This window comes from Flavobacterium sp. 270, assembly GCF_004368785.1.
In the GTDB taxonomy this organism is placed as follows: Bacteria; Bacteroidota; Bacteroidia; order Flavobacteriales; family Flavobacteriaceae; genus Flavobacterium.
This window is the reverse complement of record NZ_SODM01000003.1, coordinates 45,280-67,264: the sequence shown is the minus strand read 5'-3', so window position 1 is coordinate 67,264 and position 21,985 is coordinate 45,280. Positions and strand designations below refer to the sequence as shown.

The window sequence follows — 21,985 nt, the reverse complement described above, 5'->3', positions numbered from 1 at the left end:
CAAAAAGTTCTGATAAAAACCGAACTTTAAAATTTTATTATTACTGTAACGTATGATATCTACTCAAACCAAATTTTACTTTAGCTGAATAAACAAGTTTCAAATATATAAGAATAAACTTTCAAATTAAAGTTTGTTTTCAAAAGAAATTAAATTATAAAATCCTTATTTTTATTATATTTGAAATTCAAATTTTAATAATGAAAAAGAAACTAGTCGTATTAACCGGAGCAGGAATCAGCGCAGAAAGCGGTATTAAAACTTTTCGTGACAGCGATGGTTTATGGGAAGGACATGACGTAATGGAAGTTGCAACTCCCGAAGGCTGGCATAAAAACCAGGAATTGGTTTTGGATTTCTACAACAAAAGACGACAACAGCTAAAGGAAGTACAGCCAAATTTAGGCCATCAGATTTTAGCCGAGTTAGAAAAAGATTTTGAGGTACACATTATCACGCAGAATGTAGACGACTTACACGAACGCGCCGGAAGTACAAATGTTTTACATCTTCACGGTGAATTGCTAAAAGTGCGAAGTATTCAAAATAAAAACCTAATTTTAGATTGGACGGAAGATTTATTTACTGGAGATTTTGACGAAAATGGACATCAATTGCGTCCGCATATTGTTTGGTTTGGTGAAGAAGTTCCTGCGCTAGAAGAAGCCATTGACATAACAGAAACTGCAGATTATTTTGCTGTAATTGGCACTTCCCTTCAAGTTTATCCCGCAGCCGGACTTATTGCTTATACACCAAGTACAACACCTGTTTTTTATATTGATCCAAAACCTATTGCGATTCCGAATATTAGAAATAAAGTAGAAACTATTGCCCAGTTTGCATCGACTGGAGTTGCCGATTTGAGAGCTAAATTATTTGAATTAGAGCACATAAAATGATTTTTAAAAGCTGGTTAGAATTCCTGTCTCAATACAACGGCTTTAGTTTGTTTGTATTTTTCCTGATTGAAAATGTGACGCTTTATTATCTTTCTGTCTTAATTGGAAAAATAATAGAGCTTGAAAATACATTTTTAAAGAAAACAGATCGAAAATGGATATTCTCTACTCTGGTTTGCAATACTTTTATCACTTTTCTTGGTTTTGAATTGTATCAATGGGGAATTATGAAAATTGACTTTTCGTCCTCTTTCTTTTCAATTCTTCTGGACATATTTTTGCTTGTACTGTTGATGGATTTTTTCATGTTTGCTTTTCATTATTTCGTGCATCAATTAAAATGGTTTTATGAGATTCACAAACATCATCACACCCATATTGAAACCAATGTTTACAGTCTTTATGTACTGCATCCTTAGAAACTTTGGGTTTTGGTTTTATCTGGCTGTTTTTAATTTCTATTCTCGAGTTCAATTATTTAAGCATTATCATTTATCTGATTCTAAATTTATCATACGGTGTTTTCGGTCATTTAAAAACAGATATATTCCCCGATTTTTGGTACAATAACTATTTTACAAAATGGATTTCTACGACAAAATTTCATTCTAATCACCATAAAAACGAATCTTATAATTATGGTTTTTATTTTACGATTTGGGATAAAATATTCAAAACCATATTTTAAGGATAATAACTCACAACTAACTTTCAGAAGTTTTAACAATAGCTTATATTTGCATCTTTCGAAAAAACAACATAACAATGACTACTCTAAACGAATTGAATGCTATATCGCCAATTGACGGAAGATATAGAAATAAAACTCAAAATTTAGCACCTTTTTTCTCAGAAGAAGCCTTGATTAAATACCGTGTTTTGGTTGAAGTGGAATATTTTATCGCTTTATGCCAGATTCCGTTACCACAGCTTCAAGACATTAATCCAAACTTATTTGACAGTTTAAGAGACATCTACAAAAATTTCTCTACAGAAGATGCACTTTGGATTAAGGAAACTGAAAAAGTAACCAATCACGATGTAAAAGCGGTTGAGTATTTTATTAAAGATGCTTTTGAAAAACTGGGTTTATCTCAACACAAAGAGTTCATTCACTTCGGATTAACTTCTCAGGATATTAATAATACTGCAATTCCGCTTTCTACAAAAGAAGCTTTTGAGCAGGTTTATATGCCAACTTTAATTTCTTTGATTTCTAAATTGAAAGAATTAAGCGTAGAATGGAAGGACATTCCGATGTTGGCGCGTACGCACGGACAACCGGCTTCTCCTACTCGTTTAGGAAAAGAAATTCTGGTTTTTGTAGAGCGTCTTGAAGAGCAGATGCGTTTGTTATTCAATATTCCGTTTGCAGCTAAATTTGGCGGTGCAACAGGAAACTTCAACGCACATCATGTTGCCTATCCGCAAATTGACTGGAAACAGTTTGGAAATAAATTTGTTGAAACTGATCTTGGTTTACAACATTCTTTCCCGACAACTCAAATTGAACATTACGATCATTTTGCTGCATTTTTTGATGCTTTAAAAAGAATCAACAATATCATTATCGATTTGGATCGTGATATCTGGACGTATGTTTCGATGGAGTATTTTAAGCAAAAAATCAAAGCGGGCGAAATCGGATCTTCTGCTATGCCACATAAAGTAAATCCTATTGACTTTGAAAATTCTGAAGGAAACTTAGGAATTGCAAATGCTATTTTTGAGCATTTGTCTGCTAAATTACCAATCTCTAGATTACAGCGTGATTTAACAGATAGTACTGTTTTAAGAAATGTTGGAGTTCCTATCGGTCATACTATTATTGCTTTTGAAGCTACTCTTAAAGGTTTGAATAAATTATTGCTTAACGAATCTAAATTTGCTGAAGATTTAGAAAGAAACTGGGCTGTGGTTGCAGAAGCAATTCAGACTATTTTACGCCGTGAAGCGTATCCAAATCCTTATGAAGCTTTAAAAGGTTTAACAAGAACTAATGAAGCGATTGATAAAAATGCAATTCATAATTTTATTGCGACTTTGGAGGTTTCTGATGCTGTTAGAGCAGAATTAATGCAAATAACTCCTAGTAATTACGTAGGAATCTAAATAAAACGCAAAATATTTTGTCAAAAAAAGCTATCTTTATCGAGATAGCTTTTTTTATTTAATCCTATTGGAAATTAGCCCAGATTAAAATGAAAAGCCTTTTGCAAAAAAAACTATATTTTTTGCAGAGACAGAGCGACCAACGGAAGCTCCTGTAACTGCGTTAAAAATATGTTTTTTGAGTAAAAGCTTGTAATGGAAAGCTGGATTAAGCTCCTGATAACTAAAATACCACTTTATGATTGCCTTAAACGCCGCTGCAGAAACTACACACCATTTACAACCTCTAATCAGCGACTTAGGATTAATTCTTATGACCGCGGGAATTGCTGTGCTCTTATTTAAAAAAATGAAACAGCCGTTGGTTTTGGGATATTTGATTGCCGGATTTCTTGCCGGAAACCACTTCGATTTTTTCCCTTCTATTACCGACATGAAAAGTGTGGAGGTCTGGGCAGAAATTGGGGTTATATTTTTACTATTTAGTTTGGGTCTCGAATTTAGCTTTAAGAAATTAATGAAAGTGGGCGGCACTTCTTCGATTACCGCCATTACGCAGATATTGTTTATGACGCTCATTGGTTACTGCGTCGGACAATGGATGGGCTGGGGAAAAATGGACAGTATTTTTCTGGGCGCAACACTTTCCATTTCGTCCACCACTATTATTATTCGTGCGTTTGACGAATTGGGCGTAAAAGGAAAAAAGTTTGTCGGGATTGTTTTTGGTGCTTTGATTGTAGAAGATATTGTGGCAATTTTAATGCTGGTTTTACTTTCGACAATTGCAGTGAGCGATCAGGTTTCGGGAACTGCTTTATTACAGTCGGTTTTAAAGTTAGTTTTCTTTTTAATTATATGGTTTTTGGGCGGTATTTTTATTATTCCGACAATTTTAAAGAAAGCCAAACATCTTTTAACGGATGAAATGCTGCTTATTATTTCGCTGGCACTTTGTTTAATGATGGTTATGTTTGCTGCAAATGTTGGTTTTTCTCCCGCATTGGGCGCTTTTATAATGGGTTCTATTATTGCAGAAACGACACAAGCCGAAAAAATTGAACACTTAATTCAGCCTGTAAAAGATTTATTTGGTGCAGTTTTCTTTGTATCCGTCGGGATGTTAATTAATCCTGAAACTTTGGTTACGTATGCTTTGCCGGTGGCGATTATCACACTTCTTACTATTTTCGGGAAAGCGTTGAGTTCTTCGGTTGGAGCTTTACTTTCGGGTCAGCCGCTAAAACAATCTGTGCAAACGGGAATGAGTTTGGCACAGATTGGGGAATTTTCATTTATTATCGCAACTTTGGGAATGACCTTAAAAGTTACGAGCGAATTTTTATATCCGATTATTGTTGCCGTCTCTGCCATTACCACTTTTACAACTCCATTTTTAATAAAATATGCAGAACCTTTCTCTGAATTGTTAGAGCAAAAAATGCCAAAAAAATGGGTTAAAAATATCAATCGCTACAGTGTAAATGCGCAGGCTATAAAATCGGTCAGTACTTGGCAGTTAGTGCTGCGATCTGCGGTGACACAAATTATACTTCACACTATTATTATTACCGCTATTATTTTACTTTCTTCCAAATTTGTAGCGCCTTTGGTTGCCGATACACGATTTGGAAATACTTTAGCTGCGTTTATAACTTTAGTTATCATTGCACCGTTTTTATGGGCGCTTTCTCTTCGTCGTGTAAAAGTGGAAGAAGTTGAAGCGCTGTGGGAAGAACGTAAATACAGAGGAGCACTTTTAATGCTGATTTTAATTAGAATGAGCCTTGGACTTTTCTTTGTCGGGTTTTTATTGAATATTTTCTTCTCGCCATTAATTGCCTTTATCGCCTTGATTATTGCCATTGGGGCATACCAGATTTTCCCAAAAAAACTGAACGAGCAATACCATAGAATTGAAAGTCATTTCCTGAAAAATCTAAATGACCGCGAAAACAAAAAAATCGACAGACGATATGCTAATCTAATGCCGTGGGACGGTCACATGTCGTTTTTTGATATTGGAAAAGAATCTAATCTTGCTGGAAAAACGCTGGAAGAACTTCGCATACGTGAGCAGATGGGAATTAATATTGCTTACATAAAACGCGGCGATGTCATGATTTCTATTCCAACAAAAAGCGAGCGAATTTTTCCTGGCGATGAAATTTGTGTTATTGGTACTGACGCTCAAATTACTGAGTTTAATAAATACCTGAATCAAAATGAAACCGAAGCCGCAAAAGCTGTTGAGGATGCCGAAATTGTATTGCGCCAACTAGAAGTTTCTGATGAAGAATTTATAGAGAAAAACATTGGTCAATTTAGATCTAAAACTAACGGAATGGTTGTTGGAATTGAAAGAAATGGAAATCGTATTTTAAACCCTGAATCTAGTTTAGTCCTTCAGAAAAATGATATTATCTGGGTAGTTGGAGATAAAAAGAAGATGAATACTTTGCTTGTTAAAAGATCCTAAGAAACTAACGTTCTGAGATTCTAAGTTTTTCCCTTAGTACCTCAGAACCTCAGCGCCTTAGAAACTTAAAACTACTTATTCGGCTGCGGTGTCATACGCAAATAAGGTTTTATTGGCGTATGTCCTTTTGGGAATTTTGCCGGAATATCGCTGTCTGGAACTGCAGGCGTAATTACTACATCTTCACCGTCTTTCCAGTTTGCCGGAGTTGCTACGCTATAATTTGCTGTAAGCTGTAAACTGTCGATAACACGAAGTAATTCATCAAAATTTCTTCCTGTAGATGCAGGATAAGTCAGCGTTAATTTGATTTTTTTATCAGCACCAATTACAAAAACAGAACGTACTGTAAATTTATCACTCGCATTTGGGTGAAGCATATCGTACAAAGTAGCTATTTTTTTGTCTTCGTCTGCAATAATCGGGAAATTTACTGTAGTATTCTGTGTTTCGTTAATATCTTTAATCCACTCCAAATGAGACTCTAAACCATCTACGCTTAGTGCAATAACTTTGGTATTTCTTTTTGTAAATTCAGGAAGATAATTGGCAACCGTTCCTAATTCAGTCGTACAAACCGGAGTAAAATCTGAAGGATGCGAAAATAAAACACCCCAAGAATCACCTAACCATTCGTGAAAATTTATTGGCCCCTCTGTAGTTTCTGCGTGAAAATCGGGAGCTATATCACCTAATCTTAATGTTGACATAATTATGTTTTTTTAGTTCCTCTAAAATTAACTAAAAATGTATTGCGAAAACCATCAAAATTTTAAAAAAAAGTTAAAATTCTACATTGCCTATATAATTAGTATTTAAAGCTAAATAAAGCGTACTACAAAATACCAAACAGCAAGAGTTACAAACGAAATCGGGATTCCGAAACCAATCATCATACTGCTTAATTTAGGTTTTAATCCGTAAGTCGAAGCTAAAATTGCACCTGTAATCATGGGAGCCATAGCCATTTCCATAATCGTTATTTGAATGGCTTCTGAATGTTGTTTAAAAACAAAAACATACAAAAACAAAATGACAAACGGCGCTATAATAAGTTTGTATAAAAGTCCAAGTCGTAAAAATTTCCAGTGCTGGCTTTTCCTGTCAAACGTAAGCTGCAAGCCAACCGACAATAAAGCTAAAGGTGTAACCAAACTTCCGATTTTTAAGAATGCAGATTGTAAAGTTTCATGAAAATCAAACTGAAAAACATTCATTAAACAAGCGGTTACAAACGTAATAAACGGCGGAAAAAAGATTATTTTTTTGATGATCCCCAAAGTATCAGGACTTCCTTTAGAATAAAAAGCGGCAACAAAAACTCCCAATGTAGAAACGACAACAAAAGTTCCCGGCTGATCGACCAAAACAGCCGTTTCTAATCCTTTTTTCCCAAACAAAGCTTCAATAATGGGATATCCAAGAAAAGAAGAATTACTTAAGCCTGCAGTAAGAATTAAACAGCCAATTAGTTTTTTGGACCAGCCCAATCGTTTTCCTAAAAAATGAAAAAATACAAAAGCCAGTATAAAAGTTATCCAGCCCGATCCTATCGGAAACAACAATTCGTTACTCCATTTTATTTTCGGAATATGATATAAAGTAATAGCAGGTAAACAAAAATAAATGACAATTTTATTTAATGTTTTGTAAATATGTGTGGGAAACTGCTTTACTCTTTGCAAAAGCAAGCCTAAAAATAAAAAGAAGAAAATAAGAATAAAGTTGTTCATGGTGTTTCAAATAAAGTGTTATTTCACTTTATCCAGATTTTAGATTTAATTGGTATAATCTTTTTTTAACTTTCTCATTAATAAACGAACACCATTCACTGTGGTTTCGCTAAAGGAATTTGTAAAAATAATGTACCCAATATATTTTTTCCTATCAATAGAAACTAACGTGTAATAGGTTCCCGCAGTTCCGGCATGTGTAGAGAAATCCTGATCGTTTTCATAACTGTTAAACCAGCCTAAAGAATACTCTTCTACACCTTTGTGGATTATTTTATAAGTACTTGCTTTTAGATAATTATTATGCCCTTGAAGTCCTTGAATATTAAGCTGAATAAATCTTATATAATCCTGAAGTGTTAGATTAAGATCTCCAGACGGTTCTGTAAAATCTAAATGATAATCTGTATTGGATGGAACCGGAACAAGTTTATTATTCTCAAAAGAATGTCCCCAAGTATCTTTTGCAAGCTGATTTTCTGGCCAGGAAAATTTGACATTCATTTTTAAATCTTCATTAAAAACTTTATTTATTAATTGCTCCCAGCTTTTTCCAATTACTTTTTCAAGCATCATTGTGGCCAAAGTATAGCCGGCATTAGAATAGACGTATTTAGTTTTATCAGTAAGTGCAACAGGTTTTAAGGTAAGAACAAAAGCACCAAACTGATTTCTTTTTTCTTGACTATTTCCTTTAAAATTGGGAACAATAGTATCATTTTCTCCCTGAAAAGCCTGTATTCTGCCTCTATGAGATAATAAATCCTGAAGCGTAATTGCGTAATATTCTGGTTTAGACGCTTTTTTTAAGTCTGGAAATAAATCAAAGAATTTTGTATTCCATTTTAACTTGCCTTTTTCAACATATTTTGCGATCACAAAAGCGGTCATGGCTTTGGTATTAGAACCAATATGAAAACGATCTGTTAGACTCGCAGGATCTTTTAAAGCAGTTGAATGAAATCCTAAAGCATTAATTTCTAAAATTTTATCTGCTGTAATTACGGCATAACTTATTTCTGGAATATCGTTTACTTTTCGGATGGAGTCTGCATATTGAGCATGATTTTGTCCGTATATAAAAGTTGACAAACTAAGGAAAAACAAGAAAACTAATTTGTATTTCATTCTAATAAATTATTGGCATTTATTTCTAAAACATTAGCATTTACAAATCTAGTGATAAAAAAAAGCACAAAGCCAATCTGTTTGTATTTTAATGCTTGTCTCCTATTTTTGAAACGGAAAAATTATTTTTAGTTAAAATTATTTTTTTATTGAATAAAACTATTTAAATTTGTAACATATTTTATTACAGTATGATTTCAGGTAAATTTGCCATAACGATTCACATTCTAACTTTGCTTACTAAATTTCCGAATGACTTTTTGTCTTCAGAATTTATTGCGGGAAGTATGAACCTAAATCCTGTTTTGGTTAGAAAAGAAATTGCAAACCTAAAAGCACATCATGTTGTAGAAAGTAAAGAAGGCAAAAATGGAGGTACAAAATTGTCTAAAGCAGCTCAGAATATTACGCTGAAAGAAATATTCGAAATGACTTTTGAAAACATTGGTTTGGGATACGCAAAAAATCAGCCGAATCCCGATTGTCCGGTTGGAAAAAAAATCAATGAAAATTTAGCTGCCTTGTATGCTGAAATGAACGAAAAAATTAGTTTACAACTGAACGACATTACATTAGAAGATTTTTCTAATCAGTTCTAAAGCTTTTTTTTACATTAAACTGTAACATTTTTTATTACTAATTAAATTTATATATTATGAAAATCGCAATTATTGGAGCAACAGGATTTGTAGGTTCCGCAATTTTAAACGAATTATCTTCAAGAAACCAAGAGATTACAGCTATTGTTAGAAATCCAAAAAATACAGCTAATGTAAATTGGATTGCTGCAGATATTTTAAATATTGACGCTTTGGCAGATGCTTTAAAAGGTAACGACGTTGTTATTTCTGCTTATAACTCTGGATGGACAAACCCAAATATCTACGATGATTTTATTGCTGGTTCTAAAGCAATTCAGGAAGCGGTAAAAAAATCTGGCGTAAAACGTTTTATTACAATTGGCGGTGCCGGAAGTTTGTTTGTTGCACCAGGTTTACAAGCGGTTGACACTCCAGATTTCCCAAAAGAATATCACGCTGGCGCAACTGCTGCGAGAGATTATTTAAATATTCTTAAAGAAGAAAAAGAATTGGATTGGGCATTTTTTAGTCCTGCTTTTGAAATGCATCCGGGAATTACAACAGGCAGAACAGGGAAATACCGTTTAGGTTTAGAAAATCCTGTTTTTGATGCGGATCAAAGAAGTATTCTTTCTGTTGAAGATTTAGCTGTTGTGATTGCAGATGAAGCTGAAAATGCAAAACATAACCAAGTGCGTTTTACAGCGGCGTATTAATTTTTTTTAAGCTGCTAAGGTTCTAAGATTCTGAGGTTCTAAGTTTTTTTGCCACGAATTACACAAATTGCACTAATTAAGATTTAAAAAAATTAATGTAGATTGGTGTAATTCGTGGCAAAAATTTTTACGCCCTTAAAAATTTGTACTAATTCGTGCAATTCGTGTTTTATACATCACAAAACAGTTTCAAAAGCACAATAGTCTTTTTTGAAACTGTTTTTGTTTTCTGTACTTTTACAAAACCAAAAAATACGTTTTGTCAAGTTCAAAAAAACAAGAAAGCAGTCTACAAGAAAAAGCTGGAATTTCGTCTCCTGAAATTACCAATGTTGCATTAATCTCTCAAATACAACATAGAAGACGGCAACTCCCTTCTTCTGAAGAATTAATTGCTGGAATTTTAAACGGTAACAGAACTGCGCTAAGCCGTGCGATTACTTTGGTAGAAAGTACAAATCCTGAACATGCTCAAAAAGCAAACGAAGTTATAAAAGGCTGTCTTCCCTATTCTAATAAATCTATTAGAATTGGAATTACGGGAGTTCCAGGCGTTGGAAAAAGTACATTTATTGAAGCTTTTGGAAAATCGCTAACAGCCTTGAATAAAAAAGTTGCCGTATTAGCCGTTGATCCAAGCAGTTCGCTTTCACACGGAAGTATTCTTGGAGATAAAACCCGAATGGAAGAATTGGTGAAAGATGAAAATGCTTTTATAAGACCGAGTGCTTCTGGAGATACTTTGGGCGGTGTGGCAAGAAAAACACGAGAAACCATTATTTTATGTGAAGCTGCAGGTTTTGATACTATTGTAATTGAAACTGTTGGCGTTGGACAAAGCGAAACCGCTGTACACAGTATGGTGGACTTTTTTTTATTATTGAAGATTTCCGGCGCCGGCGATGAACTTCAAGGTATTAAACGTGGTATTATGGAAATGGCAGATGCAATTGTAATCAATAAAGCAGATGGCGATAATATTAAAAAAGCAAATCTGGCGAAATTAGAATTTAATCGGGCTTTGCATTTATTTCCGCAAAAGCAATCCAATTGGCAACCAAAAGTTACTACTTGCAGTTCTCTAACAAAAGAAGGAATTCCTGAAATCTGGGATACGATTTTAAGCTATTTTGAAATGACAAACGAAACTGGTTATTTTCAGGAAAAACGAAAAGAACAAAATCAATTCTGGATGATGGAAACCATCAACGAGGAATTGAAACAAAACTTTTACAATCAACCCGAAATAATTGCAGCATTAGAAGAAAACAAAAAAGCAGTGCAAAATGATGAAATATCACCTTTTGCAGCTGCTCAGATTTTATTAAAATTATATTTCAAAGGTTCTAAGTAACTAAGGTTCTAAGCTACTAAGAAAAAACTTAGAACCTAAGAACCTCAGTATCTTAGCAACTATTTTTTTCTAAGCTTATATTTACTCTCCTTATACAAATTCCCTGCTGTAATCACGTGTGCCAAAGCATCTTTTGCTAATTCTTCATTTAGTTTTACAGGAACAAAAGTCGTGTCATTTTTGATTTCAAATTGCAGTGGTTTTAGATTTGGCTGCATAATAACAACTTGGTTTTCTATTCTAAAGGCATTGATATCGTTAAACTGCATGATTGACCTTCCCGGAACTTTAGCATCTAATTTGGTTAAATTTCTTCCTACCATTGGTGTTTCAAACGGAAGTCCTACGTAACCTAATAATGTTGGCGGAATATCGATTTGACTTGCCAATTTATTATAAACAGCTCCTTTTTGAACTCCTGGCCCCATTATTAAAGCCGGAATATGGAATTTATTTATCGGCACTAAATTCTTTCCGTATGTCCTTGTATTATGATCGGCAATTACAATGAAAATTGTGTTTTTAAAATAAGCTTCTTTTTTAGCCATTTCAAAGAATTTCCCAATAGAGAAATCAGCATATTTCATTGCATTATTTACTGTTGCAGCCTTTTTATCGTAAGGTTTAATTCTTCCTGCAGGATATTCAAAAGGTTCGTGGTTTGAAGTTGAGAACATCAAAGAAAAGAACGGTTTGTTTCCTTTAGATTTAAAATAACTATTGGCTTTGGTTACTAAATCTTCATCAGAATAACCCCAGGTTCCTTTAAAGGCGTATTTATTTCCATCAGATTCAAAATCAGTTTGGTCTACAATATCCTGAAAACCATTTCCGTTGAAAAACGAAGCCATATTATCAAAATTGGCCATTCCGCCATAAATAAAACTGGTATCGTACCCTTTTTGTTTTAAGGCATCTGCCAATGTAAAAAAGCCTTGCTGTGAGTTTCCTAATCGCACAACACTTTCAGATGGTGAAGGTAAAAATCCGGTTACAACCGCTTCAATACCGCGTACACTTCTTGTTCCTGTGCAATATAAATTGGTAAATAATAAACCTTCTTTAGATAATTTATCAAATTCTGGTGTTAATGGTTTTCCGCCTAAAATTCCAACATATTCTGCACCTAAACTTTCTTGCAGAAAAATCACCAAATTATAAGGTTTCTTCACCACCGTATCGGGTTGCTGTACATGCAGGAACGGAATATCTTTGTCTGTAAAATCATTTGGACCGGCAATCATGTATTTTTTTACACGAGCAATTGCTTCGGCTTCATCCATTTTACCATACATCTTTGTGTTTCCTTCATTTTTAATAGAATACGCGGCAAAAGCTACTGTATAAAATGAATTTAAACCTAATGTATTTGTTAACTGATCTGTAGAAAATACAGCATTACTGGCATTAATTGGTCGTTTTGAAGTTAAACTAGAACGTGCTCCAAAAAACAATAGAAAAGCAATTAACGGAAATACCATTAATTTGAATTTATATTCTGATGCCGTAGTATAAAAAAACTTTTTTCCTTTTTTGAAAGCAAAATACAAAACCACTCCCATAATCAGGAAAGTAACGATGATTGATGTCAGATAACTTTTTAAAAGCATTCCGACTACTTCTTTTGGATAAATAAGATAATCTAAGAAAATCTTATTTGGTCGTGTATCGTATTGTTTGATGAAATCTGGTGAAGCCAATTCTACAAAAAGAATCAGAAACAGAAATAAGAAACTGTAAGCAACCAGAAAATTATTGGTGAATTTGATCCATTTTGCCGGAAGAAAAGTAAGCAGCAGAAATGGAAGAAAAGACAAATAGCACAGTAATATTAAATCCATTCTAAGACCAATTGGAAAAATATACCAGAAATCTTGTGTTTCTACTACTCTATCTTTAAATATAAAAAACAAAACAATTCGGCTTAAAGTCGTAATAACCAATCCGATTGCTATAAAATTAATTACCGGTTTTAAAAAACTCAATTTTTTCATTAAACAGATATAAAATTAAAATGGATAAAATAATTACTCTTCGTAACGATTTATTTCTCTGTCGTAAAACTCATTTGCTAAAACAATCAAACCTTCCATTTCGGCATTTAATTCTGCTTCATCAAGATCTTCAGCTTCTTCCATAAACTCAACCTCATCATCTTTAAGATTAATTATAAATCGTGGATAATCAAGGTGAATGATAAAGATATCATCTGGAAAATCAGTATTATCTCCGAGTAAAAATTTAGGTAATTCCATATTATTTTGATTTTAAAGATTTCAAATTTAAGTATTTGAAAATGAATTATTGATTAATTTTTTTGTTAAGTAATGAAAACGAAGGTACAAGAATATCGCTGCAGAAGTCAATCCGGCCAAAAGCCCAATCCAAACTCCCTGCGCTTTCCATTCTGTATGTTCTCCTAAATAATAGGAAATTGGAAAACCAATTACCCAATAGGCGACAAAAGTAATATACATGGGTATTTTAACGTCTTGTAAACCGCGCAACGCTCCTAAAACCACAACCTGAATTCCGTCAGAAATTTGGAATACAGCTGCAATTAAAAGTAATTTTGATGCAATACTTACCACTTCGGTATTATCCAAAAGTTGTCCGCTGTTTTCCATATTCAAAAAGATATGCGGCAAAAAATTGTGGAAAATTATAAACAGCGCAGCAAAAACAGTTTCCAGCATAATGGCAAGTAAAAAAATGGAACGAGCGACAACTACCAATTTTTTAAAATCCATCAATCCTCTCTGGTTGCTGACTCTGATCATCGAAGTCACGCTTAATCCCATAGCAAACATAAAAGTAAGTGATGATAAACTTAAGGCAACCTGATTGGCTGCTTGGCTGGTTTTACCAATATTACCGCAAAGCCAAATGGAAGCTGTAAAAAGAACTACTTCAAAAAGCATTTGCATAGCAGACGGAAATCCGATATTGATTATTTTTTTTATGGTTTCTTTTTTAATTTCATCAAAACTGAAATTTTTAAAGAAACGTTTTAAGTCATTTCTTCTGGACAGCATTATATGCATAAACATTACCAAAAATATTCTCGAAATTACAGTTCCAAGCGCCGCGCCGATGATTCCCATTTTTGGAAAAAACCAAATTCCGTAAATCAAGACATAATTCATACCTACGTGAAGGACATTTGCCATAACCATTGCATACATAGAATATTTGGTAAGCGAAAGTCCGTCGGCAAATTGTTTGTATCCCTGATACATAATTAGCGGAATCAAAGAAAAAGCAACCCAGCCTAAATAGGGTTTCGCCAAAGCAATTACATCAGCAGGTTGTTCTAACAATTCCATTATTGGCTTTGCCAAAATAATTACGCCAAAAAGAACCAGTCCTAAAATGGTACATAAAAATAATCCGTGATGAAACGCCGAACGAATTTTGGTATCATTTTTTTCTGCATCACCTTCTGCCACAATTGGTGTTATTGCGGTAGAAAAACCAATACCAAGCGACATTGCAATAAAGATCATACTATTACCTAAAGAAACAGCAGCTAATTCTGTACTTCCCAATTTTCCTACCATAATATTATCTACGATACCAATTAAGGTATGTCCGACCATTCCTAATATAATAGGATAAGCCAGTCTTAAATTATAGGAGAACTCTTTGGTGTATTGTTTTAGATTCACTTCACTTCTTTTTTAGTGGGCAAAGATAATCAGAAGCTTTGGATTCTTTGGCAGTATTAAAAATATAAGCAAATATTAAGGTAAATATCGCGCGAACCCCAACATTATATAACAATTCTAAAAAATTATATAACAAGCTCCTAAAACCTTGCTGTTACTTTTACAATATTAAAAATTAATAAAAAAATTGTCATGAAGAAATCAAGAAATCTAAAAATGTTATGCCTGGCAGCTTTTGCCTTTTTATACGCCAATACAACTTTCGCTCAAGACAGTGAGATTAAAAATTATGATCAAGGTTTTAGATTAGGATTTGGAATTAATGGCGGTATACCAACTGACAACGACTACGATTGGTCACTTGGTGGAGATGTTCGTTTACAATATGATTTAACAAAAAGAGCATCATTGACCCTAACCACAGGTTTTACCAATTTATTTATTGGGGGTAAAGATGACCTTGGAAATGACGTAAAAGATCTAGGATTTATTCCTGCAAAAGCTGGTTTTAAAGCTTTTATCTGGGAAGATCAATTCTATGTTTTAGGAGAAGTTGGTGCTGCTTTTGCCGTGACAAATGGTTACGATAAAACAAGTTTTTTATGGGCTCCTGGAATTGGGTATGCCAATAAATACATCGACTTAAGCGTTAGATATGAAGATTATCACGATTTTAGAACCAATCAGGTAGCATTACGTGTTGCTTATGGTTTCGACTTATAAAATTAGGTTTATTTTATTTTTTTGTTTTTGGGAAAATTCCGGCAGATCTCACTCTGCCGGTTTTTTTATTTTAAAAACGTAAATTTTTCAATTCTGTAATAAAGCAAACCCGACAGGTTTTTAAAACCTGTCGGGTTTATTCGTAGAAAATTATCTAATTATCAAATTGACAAATTATCTAATTCATCTAAGCCCCTAACTCTTTCTTATACTTTTCGATATTGCTTTTTATTTCCTCATCCAATTCAGGTTCCTTAATATCGGTATGTTTCTGCATTTCTTCCCAGATAATTTTTGCTACAATGTATCGCGCCATTTCTTTATCATCAGCAGGAACAATATACCAAGGCGCATAATCTGTAGAAGTTTTATTTATTGCTTCTTCATAATATTCCTGATATTCGTCCCAATGTTCGCGTTCTTTAAGATCTCCGGGAGAAAATTTCCAGTTGTGTTTTCCTTCTTCCAGACGACGTAATAATCTTTCTCTTTGTTCTTCTTTGCTTAAATGCAGAAAAAACTTCATTACAATTGTTCCGTTTTCAGAAATATGTTTTTCAAAATTATTAATCTGTTCAATTCTATTTTTCCAGAATTTCGGAGTTATATCTTTAACCGAATTTATTCCCGGCAGATTTTCGCCTAAAATATATTCCGGATGCACGCGCGTAACTAAAACATTCTCATAATGTGTTCTATTAAAAATGGCAAATTTTCCTTTTTCAGGAAGTGCAATGTAATGTCGCCATAAATAATCATGCTCCAATTCTGTTGAATTTGGTGTTTTAAAACTATGCACTACAACGCCACGCGCATTAAATTCTTTAAAAACTTCCCGAATCAAACTATCTTTTCCGGAAGTATCCATTCCCTGCAGACAGATTAGAACTGCATATTTATTGTGCGAATACATTACATCCTGTAATTCACTTAATTTTTTCTGAACTTTTTCTAGTTTTTCCTGCTTTTCGTCATCATCAGCTTTTATATCTAATAAAGTCGGAATTTTTTTTAGACTTATTTTATCTACAATTTTAAAATCATTTGGATCTATCGATTTCATATAATATGGTTTTATTGTAATAGTAAATATACTATTTTTACGAAGTATATCCTTATAACATATTGTAATATTTTATTTACAATATGTCATCAAATTAGATTTTAGCTTTCAAAACAACATTCATGGAAAAATTCACATTAGAAATATTATTTCAAATCATCGGAATCGGTTCGGCTTCAGGATTATTCTACAATAATGACGCCTTATATGTAATTGGCGACAACAGTGGATTCTTATATGAATACAATATGCAGAATCAACAGTTAAACCAACATGCTCTAATTGATAATCCAACGCAGAATATCCCAAAAAACTTAAAGCCAGATTTTGAATCTATCACAAATCATAATGACACTTTATATGTTTTTGGCTCCGGCTCTACCGAAAACAGAAACAAAATGATTGAATTTGATTTGAAGAATAAAACTATTCTTCAAAAAAACAATTTGGTTGATTTATATGGTTTAATGCAGAGTTTTGGCGAAATTAAACCAGAAGATTTTAATCTGGAAGGTGCTATTTTTGATGGTGAAAATTGGTATTTATTCAATCGCGGAAACGGAATTTCGAACAAAAACACCATTTTTACGATTCATGCTAAAAGTCTCGGCGAAGAATTTGCTTTAATTTCTGTCAATTATAAATTGCCAAAAATAAAAGGTGTTCGCTCTAGTTTTACTGACGCGATTTTAGTAGAAGACAAAATCTATTTCCTTTCTACTGCCGAAGACACCAAATCTACTTACGATGACGGCGAAATCTTAGGAAGTTTCATCGGTCGTATTGACGTTAAAACCATGAAGATAGATTTCACTCAAAAAATAACTTCAACAAATAAATTTGAAGGTTTGACTTTCTATAAAAAAGAAAACGGAAAAATAGAGTTTCTGCTTTGTGAAGATAATGATACAGAGGTTTTAGAAACTAAGATTTATAAATTGACATTACCAATAAAATAAATTTCAATTTAAAAATTCCAAATTCCAATTTTAGGTCTCACTTAAATTCATAACAAATAAACTATAACCATTAAAAAACCAATGATTAAAAAAACCACTTTTGCATTTTTACTATTTGTTATAAGTCAAATTTCTAACGCACAATATAATTATCCAGCTACGCCAGAACGCCCAGTAGTTGATGACTATTTCGGAACAAAAATTACAGATTCCTACCGCTGGCTGGAAGATATGAATAGTTCTGAAGTTCAAAAATGGTTTAAGGATGAATCTGATTTTACCAATTCTATTATAAAAAAAATTCCTGGTCGTGATGCTCTTTTTAATAGAATGAAAGTAATTCAGGCTTTAGGCGGAGACAAATACAATTCGATCAAACAATTTGGTGAAAATTATTACTATACTAAAAATAAAAAAGAAGAACGTATCGAAAAATTATATTTTCGAAAAGGTCTTAAAGGAAATGAAGTCTTATTGTTGGATCCTAATACCTTGAAAAATGGCTCAACTATTACAGATTTTACAGTAAGTCCAGACGGGAAAAAATTAGCACTTACAATAGCGAAAGACGGTGCAGAAGTGTGTGATGTTCACATTATGGATTTGGAATCAAAGACATTTCTTAAAGATATCCTGAATCCTGTCTGGAGTGAATTTAACTTTGAGTTTACACCAGACAGCAAAGCGATCATTTATACTAAGATGAGTACGAGTGATAATACCAGTGATGAGTTTTTGAAAAATATGAAATCTTTACTCCATATAATTGGCACTGATCCGGAAACAGACAAAATATTGGCATCAAAAACTAATAATCCTGATTTAAATTTATTAACAGAACAGTTTCCTGACGCTTCATTTTCAAGCGATTATTCTTATATAATTTTAGATATAGGATCTACCAAAAATGAAAAACTCGCTTTTTATGCTCCAATTTCTGAGCTTAAAAATGAAAAAATAAATTGGATGCCGCTTATTAAATATGAGGACGAAATTATTAGTTATGATTTTACAGGAGATAAGATCTTTTTTCTTACTCACAAAAATGCACCAAATTATAAAATAGGTTATACAATTATTAAAAATCCCAACTTTGATAATGCATCAATTGTTGTTCCTGAATCCGAAAAAGTTTTACGAAGATTAAGAAAATCTAAAAATTTTATTTATTACTGTTTAAGCGACGGAATCAATCAAGATAATTATCAAATTAATACAAAAACGTTAGAAACCAAATTGATTACAATGCCTAAAGGTGTTAACGGAGGATATGCTCTAAACCCACGCGGAAATGATAATATGCGATTGTCAAACAATAGTTGGATTACGCCATCTATTGCATACGATTACAATGGTTTGACAGGAAAATTAAAGTTAAGCGAAGAATTTACATCCAACAGTTCTTATCCTGATTTTACTCAAAAATATAATGTAAAAGAAATTGAAGTAAAAAGTCATGACGGCGTTATGATACCTCTATCAATAATTTTTCCTAAAGATATTAAATTAGATGGATCAAATCCTTGTTTTATTACAGGATACGGAGCTTATGGAATTAGCCGTACCCCTAATTTCATAGGTGCTTCATTAATGACATTACTAGAACAAAATACGATAGTAGCGATTACTCATATACGTGGCGGCGGTGAAAAGGGCAGCCAATGGCACAAAGACGGAATGAAGGCAACTAAACCAAATACTTGGAAAGATTTTATTGCTTGTTCAGAATATCTGGTTAGAGAAAAATACACTTCGAGTGAAAAACTTATAGGAAACGGTGTGAGCATGGGAGGTGTTTTAATTGGCAGATCTATTACAGAACGTCCCGATCTTTACAAAGTAGCTCTTGTCGAAGTTGGCTGTACTAATACTATTCGTATGGAAACTACTCCTAATGGTCCAAATCAAATACCAGAAGTTGGTTCTTTAAAAAATGAAGAAGATATAAAACACATTTTAGAAATGGACTCGCAGAGTAAAGTACGAAAAGGAGAAAAGTACCCTGCTATGTTAGCCCTCACCGGAATTAATGATCCTAGAGTTGCACCTTGGGAGCCAGGTAAATTTGCTGCCATACTGCAAAACTACAACAACTCAGAAAATCCAATTCTATTACATGTTAATTATGCCAACGGTCATCACTCTAGTGATTTAGATGTTACATTTGGTGACAAAGCTGATATGTATGCTTTTGCATTATGGCAAGTTGGCAATCCTAAATTTCAGATTCAGAAATAAATTCGAATACAATCTAAAATTATTCTGTAGAGACGGTTAATCTGTTTCTACAGAATTTTTTCGTTTAATAGATACAGCCAATTTACATACAAAAACAAAACATTCTGTGTACTGCCACGTCTCTACAGAAAAACTTTGCGTGCAATCTTTACGCATCTTTACAGCAAAAACCTGTAAACCAACCTCAAAAATCATTAATTTTATTTTTTTTAATAACCATCCCAACCTTTTTATCTTTTTATCTCTCTATATAAGAAAGACAACAATTGTGATAAACGAAACTATAATTTCTAACTGCAAAAAAATGCACCGCGATGCCCAGCGTCAGGTGTATGATTATATGGGGCCAAAACTGTATCGTGTTTGCAAGCGATATTTAAAAAAGGAAGAAGAAATAGAAGAAGCTATGGCCGACGCTTTCTATACCATATTTACAAAATTGGATCAACTGAAAGAAGCTTATGCTTTTGAAGCCTGGGCTAGAAAAATAACGGTAAACCATTGTTTAGCGACAATTAGAAAGAATACAAACTTTAATATGTATTTAGACGATGTAAAAATGCTTTCGCAGCCTTTTACAGATGAAATAAACACATTAGAAGAAGAAGATTTACTCAATTTATTAAACCACATTCCAGACGGCTGTAAAACTGTTTTTAACCTTTTTGTTATAGAAGGTTTCGGGCATAAAGAAATAGCGGCAATGCTTAATATTTCTGAAGGCACCTCAAAATCACAATTGAACGCCGCCAAAACCAAGCTGAAGGATTTAGTAAATAAATTGTATTATCAAAAAGCAAAATAGTCATGGACAATCAAGATAAAATATTCGATAAATTTAAAGACGCTGCACACAATGCAGAGCTGAAAGACTTTCCGGGAATGGAAAAAGTCTGGTCGCGCGTTGAGGAAAAACTCGACAAAAAAGAAGATAAAAAAGCAATTTCGTTATGGAAAAAAGTTTCGATTGCTGCATCGCTTTTATTATTAATCTCTTTAGGTTCTCAATTTATTAAAACGGATAAAAAAGTAACTATTCAAAACACTTATAAAGTTGTAACCAACGAAACACAAAAAGAATTGCTTTCAGAACCTGATTCAAAAAAAGGAAAAGTAGCGGTTTCAGAAGATTCTGGAATAGTTTCAAAATCAGAAGCGGTAAAAATTCTGGAAAATCAAACAAAACAAAAAGAAGTTGTCGCAATGCAGGAAGTTCAGGCTTCTTCTGTTGATAACATGCCAATTGTTGAAGCCAGTGACAAAAAAAGTTCCGATGAGGCAGTGTTTCTAAGCGGTACAAGTTCAGGTTCAGGTCCTGCTCCGTCTCTGACTTCTGGTTATCTAAGCGACGAAAAAGCTGTTACAAAAGATAAAGCTTTCGTTTCTGCTGAATTATCAAAATCGGCAAAAAGAGAATCGTATCAAATTGCAGATTCTGAGAAAGAAAGTCAATTGGCAAAGAAAAGCAGCGCGCCATTGGTAATAATGAACGGAAGAGCACTTTCTCACAGCAATGAGGAGAAAAGAGATAAAATGATGCAGAACGAACTTTCTAATATGAGTCCGGAAAATGTAGAATCTCTGGTTATACTCGATGAACCATTATATATTATTGACGGAAATTATTATTCTGAAGATGATTTATTTGGAAGAAATCCTAAGAGTCCTTACGCGCCTTTAAACAAACAGGAAATCAAAACGATTACAATTCTTCAAGATACAGAAGCCACCGATAAATATGGTGATAAAGGAAAAAAAGGAGTTGTAATTATTACTACTAAATCAGGAAAACCAGCTTTAAAACAATAGCTTAAACCTAAAATTTCAGTCCATAAATCTTTGTCAGAGTTTTAAAAACTCTGACAAAGAAAACCCGAACATTAATCTTAAAATTTACTATCATGAAAAGTCTAAAACTTATTTCATCAGCCATTACTATGCTAGTTTGTTTCGTGACATTCGCACAGAAAAGAATTATTTCGGGAACTGTTTTAGACGAAAGTTCTATCCCACTTCCAGGAGTGAACATAAAAGCTCAAAGATCAGAAAATAAAGTGAAAACAGATTTTGACGGAAACTATATTATTAAAGTTAAAAAAAACGATACACTAGTCTTTAGCTATGCTGGGCTTAAAACAGAAACTATAACTACAGAACGAAAAACCAATATTAATTTAAAAATGGTCGATTCGGTTGACTTTCAAATTCCAGTTCCATGTTATTACCCAATAAAACGAATTTTAAAACAATAGCAAAAACCTAAAAATTCATTTCACAAATCTTTGTCAAAGTTTTTAAAACTCTGACAAAGAAAACCCGAACATTAATC

At 33.2% G+C, this 21,985-nt stretch carries 21 protein-coding genes; 14 read left to right on the top strand and 7 right to left on the bottom strand.

Annotated features, from left to right (window positions below):
• Positions 1 to 200: 200 nt before the first annotated feature.
• The 5 genes from EV144_RS11750 to EV144_RS11735 all read left to right on the top strand — a co-directional run bounded on the left by EV144_RS11750 (position 201) and on the right by EV144_RS11735 (position 5,493).
• Complete coding sequence (locus EV144_RS11750; protein WP_134149036.1) at positions 201 to 902, top strand: SIR2 family NAD-dependent protein deacylase; 702 nt, start codon at positions 201 to 203, stop codon at positions 900 to 902.
• Positions 899 to 1,321, top strand: a complete 423-nt coding sequence (locus tag EV144_RS24355) for a hypothetical protein (RefSeq protein ID WP_243854658.1) — start codon at positions 899 to 901, stop codon at positions 1,319 to 1,321. The genes EV144_RS11750 and EV144_RS24355 overlap by 4 nt, the downstream gene beginning before the upstream one ends.
• 5 nt (positions 1,322 to 1,326) lie before the next feature.
• Entirely contained in the window at positions 1,327 to 1,590 is a 264-nt protein-coding gene (locus tag EV144_RS24350; protein ID WP_243854657.1) for a sterol desaturase family protein, read from the top strand.
• 77 nt (positions 1,591 to 1,667) lie between these two features.
• Positions 1,668 to 3,014: an adenylosuccinate lyase gene (gene purB / locus EV144_RS11740; RefSeq protein WP_134149035.1), complete on the top strand. Its 1,347-nt coding sequence runs from the start codon at positions 1,668 to 1,670 to the stop codon at positions 3,012 to 3,014.
• A 238-nt stretch (positions 3,015 to 3,252) separates the two neighbouring features.
• Positions 3,253 to 5,493, top strand: coding sequence for a cation:proton antiporter (locus tag EV144_RS11735; protein WP_134149033.1), 2,241 nt, complete (start codon positions 3,253 to 3,255; stop codon positions 5,491 to 5,493).
• A 71-nt stretch (positions 5,494 to 5,564) separates the two neighbouring features.
• Here EV144_RS11735 and EV144_RS11730 read toward each other — a convergent pair whose 3' ends face one another.
• The 3 genes from EV144_RS11730 to EV144_RS11720 form a co-directional block, all read right to left on the bottom strand.
• Entirely contained in the window at positions 5,565 to 6,203 is a 639-nt protein-coding gene (locus tag EV144_RS11730) for a peroxiredoxin (RefSeq protein WP_134149031.1), read from the bottom strand.
• A 111-nt stretch (positions 6,204 to 6,314) separates the two neighbouring features.
• Positions 6,315 to 7,226: an AEC family transporter gene (locus EV144_RS11725; protein WP_134149030.1), complete on the bottom strand. Its 912-nt coding sequence runs from the start codon at positions 7,224 to 7,226 to the stop codon at positions 6,315 to 6,317.
• A gap of 45 nt (positions 7,227 to 7,271) precedes the next feature.
• On the bottom strand, positions 7,272 to 8,354 hold the full coding sequence (locus EV144_RS11720) for a serine hydrolase domain-containing protein (protein WP_134149028.1): 1,083 nt from the start codon (positions 8,352 to 8,354) through the stop codon (positions 7,272 to 7,274).
• 191 nt (positions 8,355 to 8,545) lie between these two features.
• On the opposite strand from EV144_RS11720, the gene EV144_RS11715 reads away from it, so the two are divergent.
• From EV144_RS11715 to meaB, 3 genes are all read left to right on the top strand, one after another.
• Positions 8,546 to 8,953: an RrF2 family transcriptional regulator gene (locus EV144_RS11715; protein WP_134149027.1), complete on the top strand. Its 408-nt coding sequence runs from the start codon at positions 8,546 to 8,548 to the stop codon at positions 8,951 to 8,953.
• 56 nt (positions 8,954 to 9,009) lie between these two features.
• A complete protein-coding gene (locus EV144_RS11710; protein WP_134149025.1) occupies positions 9,010 to 9,651 on the top strand; it encodes an NAD(P)-dependent oxidoreductase in 642 nt (213 codons plus the stop codon).
• Between the two features lie 259 nt (positions 9,652 to 9,910).
• Positions 9,911 to 11,005 (top strand): methylmalonyl Co-A mutase-associated GTPase MeaB, encoded by a 1,095-nt coding sequence (meaB, locus tag EV144_RS11705; protein WP_166670567.1) that lies wholly within the window; start codon positions 9,911 to 9,913, stop codon positions 11,003 to 11,005.
• Between the two features lie 59 nt (positions 11,006 to 11,064).
• Here the strand turns inward: meaB and EV144_RS11700 are convergent, their stop codons facing one another.
• From EV144_RS11700 to EV144_RS11690, 3 genes are read right to left on the bottom strand one after another with little or no spacing between them, the layout of a single operon-like run.
• On the bottom strand, positions 11,065 to 12,999 hold the full coding sequence (locus EV144_RS11700) for an LTA synthase family protein (RefSeq protein ID WP_134149022.1): 1,935 nt from the start codon (positions 12,997 to 12,999) through the stop codon (positions 11,065 to 11,067).
• A 33-nt stretch (positions 13,000 to 13,032) separates the two neighbouring features.
• Complete coding sequence (locus EV144_RS11695) at positions 13,033 to 13,260, bottom strand: hypothetical protein (RefSeq protein ID WP_017495128.1); 228 nt, start codon at positions 13,258 to 13,260, stop codon at positions 13,033 to 13,035.
• Between the two features lie 27 nt (positions 13,261 to 13,287).
• Entirely contained in the window at positions 13,288 to 14,673 is a 1,386-nt protein-coding gene (locus tag EV144_RS11690) for an MATE family efflux transporter (protein ID WP_134149020.1), read from the bottom strand.
• Positions 14,674 to 14,865: 192 nt separating this feature from the next.
• Between EV144_RS11690 and EV144_RS11685 the strand changes: the two genes are divergently transcribed.
• Entirely contained in the window at positions 14,866 to 15,396 is a 531-nt protein-coding gene (locus tag EV144_RS11685; protein ID WP_134149018.1) for a hypothetical protein, read from the top strand.
• A 187-nt stretch (positions 15,397 to 15,583) separates the two neighbouring features.
• On the opposite strand, the gene EV144_RS11680 is transcribed toward EV144_RS11685, so the two are convergent.
• A complete protein-coding gene (locus EV144_RS11680; RefSeq protein WP_134149016.1) occupies positions 15,584 to 16,459 on the bottom strand; it encodes a PPK2 family polyphosphate kinase in 876 nt (291 codons plus the stop codon).
• A gap of 122 nt (positions 16,460 to 16,581) precedes the next feature.
• On the opposite strand from EV144_RS11680, the gene EV144_RS11675 reads away from it, so the two are divergent.
• From EV144_RS11675 to EV144_RS11655, 5 genes are all read left to right on the top strand, one after another.
• Positions 16,582 to 17,418 carry a DUF6929 family protein gene (locus EV144_RS11675; protein ID WP_134149014.1) on the top strand — a complete coding sequence of 279 codons (837 nt, stop codon included), beginning with the start codon at positions 16,582 to 16,584 and terminating at the stop codon, positions 17,416 to 17,418.
• A gap of 81 nt (positions 17,419 to 17,499) precedes the next feature.
• Positions 17,500 to 19,656: a prolyl oligopeptidase family serine peptidase gene (locus EV144_RS11670; protein ID WP_134149012.1), complete on the top strand. Its 2,157-nt coding sequence runs from the start codon at positions 17,500 to 17,502 to the stop codon at positions 19,654 to 19,656.
• A gap of 304 nt (positions 19,657 to 19,960) precedes the next feature.
• On the top strand, positions 19,961 to 20,461 hold the full coding sequence (locus EV144_RS11665) for an RNA polymerase sigma factor (RefSeq protein ID WP_134149011.1): 501 nt from the start codon (positions 19,961 to 19,963) through the stop codon (positions 20,459 to 20,461).
• A 2-nt stretch (positions 20,462 to 20,463) separates the two neighbouring features.
• Complete coding sequence (locus EV144_RS11660) at positions 20,464 to 21,465, top strand: hypothetical protein (protein WP_134149009.1); 1,002 nt, start codon at positions 20,464 to 20,466, stop codon at positions 21,463 to 21,465.
• Positions 21,466 to 21,557: 92 nt separating this feature from the next.
• The gene (locus EV144_RS11655; protein ID WP_134149007.1) at positions 21,558 to 21,908 is read left to right on the top strand and encodes a carboxypeptidase-like regulatory domain-containing protein; all 351 of its coding nucleotides are present in this window, start codon (positions 21,558 to 21,560) and stop codon (positions 21,906 to 21,908) included.
• Positions 21,909 to 21,985 lie beyond the last annotated feature (77 nt).

Coding starts and splice junctions, on each gene's coding strand:
- EV144_RS11750 (WP_134149036.1), top strand. CDS start 201: ATGAAAAAGAAACTAGTCGTATTAACCGGAGCAGGAATCAGCGCAGAA.
- EV144_RS24355 (WP_243854658.1), top strand. CDS start 899: ATGATTTTTAAAAGCTGGTTAGAATTCCTGTCTCAATACAACGGCTTT.
- purB (WP_134149035.1), top strand. CDS start 1,668: ATGACTACTCTAAACGAATTGAATGCTATATCGCCAATTGACGGAAGA.
- EV144_RS11735 (WP_134149033.1), top strand. CDS start 3,253: ATGATTGCCTTAAACGCCGCTGCAGAAACTACACACCATTTACAACCT.
- EV144_RS11730 (WP_134149031.1), bottom strand. CDS start 6,203: ATGTCAACATTAAGATTAGGTGATATAGCTCCCGATTTTCACGCAGAA.
- EV144_RS11725 (WP_134149030.1), bottom strand. CDS start 7,226: ATGAACAACTTTATTCTTATTTTCTTCTTTTTATTTTTAGGCTTGCTT.
- EV144_RS11720 (WP_134149028.1), bottom strand. CDS start 8,354: ATGAAATACAAATTAGTTTTCTTGTTTTTCCTTAGTTTGTCAACTTTT.
- EV144_RS11715 (WP_134149027.1), top strand. CDS start 8,546: ATGATTTCAGGTAAATTTGCCATAACGATTCACATTCTAACTTTGCTT.
- EV144_RS11710 (WP_134149025.1), top strand. CDS start 9,010: ATGAAAATCGCAATTATTGGAGCAACAGGATTTGTAGGTTCCGCAATT.
- EV144_RS11700 (WP_134149022.1), bottom strand. CDS start 12,999: ATGAAAAAATTGAGTTTTTTAAAACCGGTAATTAATTTTATAGCAATC.
- EV144_RS11695 (WP_017495128.1), bottom strand. CDS start 13,260: ATGGAATTACCTAAATTTTTACTCGGAGATAATACTGATTTTCCAGAT.
- EV144_RS11685 (WP_134149018.1), top strand. CDS start 14,866: ATGAAGAAATCAAGAAATCTAAAAATGTTATGCCTGGCAGCTTTTGCC.
- EV144_RS11680 (WP_134149016.1), bottom strand. CDS start 16,459: ATGAAATCGATAGATCCAAATGATTTTAAAATTGTAGATAAAATAAGT.
- EV144_RS11675 (WP_134149014.1), top strand. CDS start 16,582: ATGGAAAAATTCACATTAGAAATATTATTTCAAATCATCGGAATCGGT.
- EV144_RS11670 (WP_134149012.1), top strand. CDS start 17,500: ATGATTAAAAAAACCACTTTTGCATTTTTACTATTTGTTATAAGTCAA.
- EV144_RS11665 (WP_134149011.1), top strand. CDS start 19,961: ATGCACCGCGATGCCCAGCGTCAGGTGTATGATTATATGGGGCCAAAA.
- EV144_RS11660 (WP_134149009.1), top strand. CDS start 20,464: ATGGACAATCAAGATAAAATATTCGATAAATTTAAAGACGCTGCACAC.
- EV144_RS11655 (WP_134149007.1), top strand. CDS start 21,558: ATGAAAAGTCTAAAACTTATTTCATCAGCCATTACTATGCTAGTTTGT.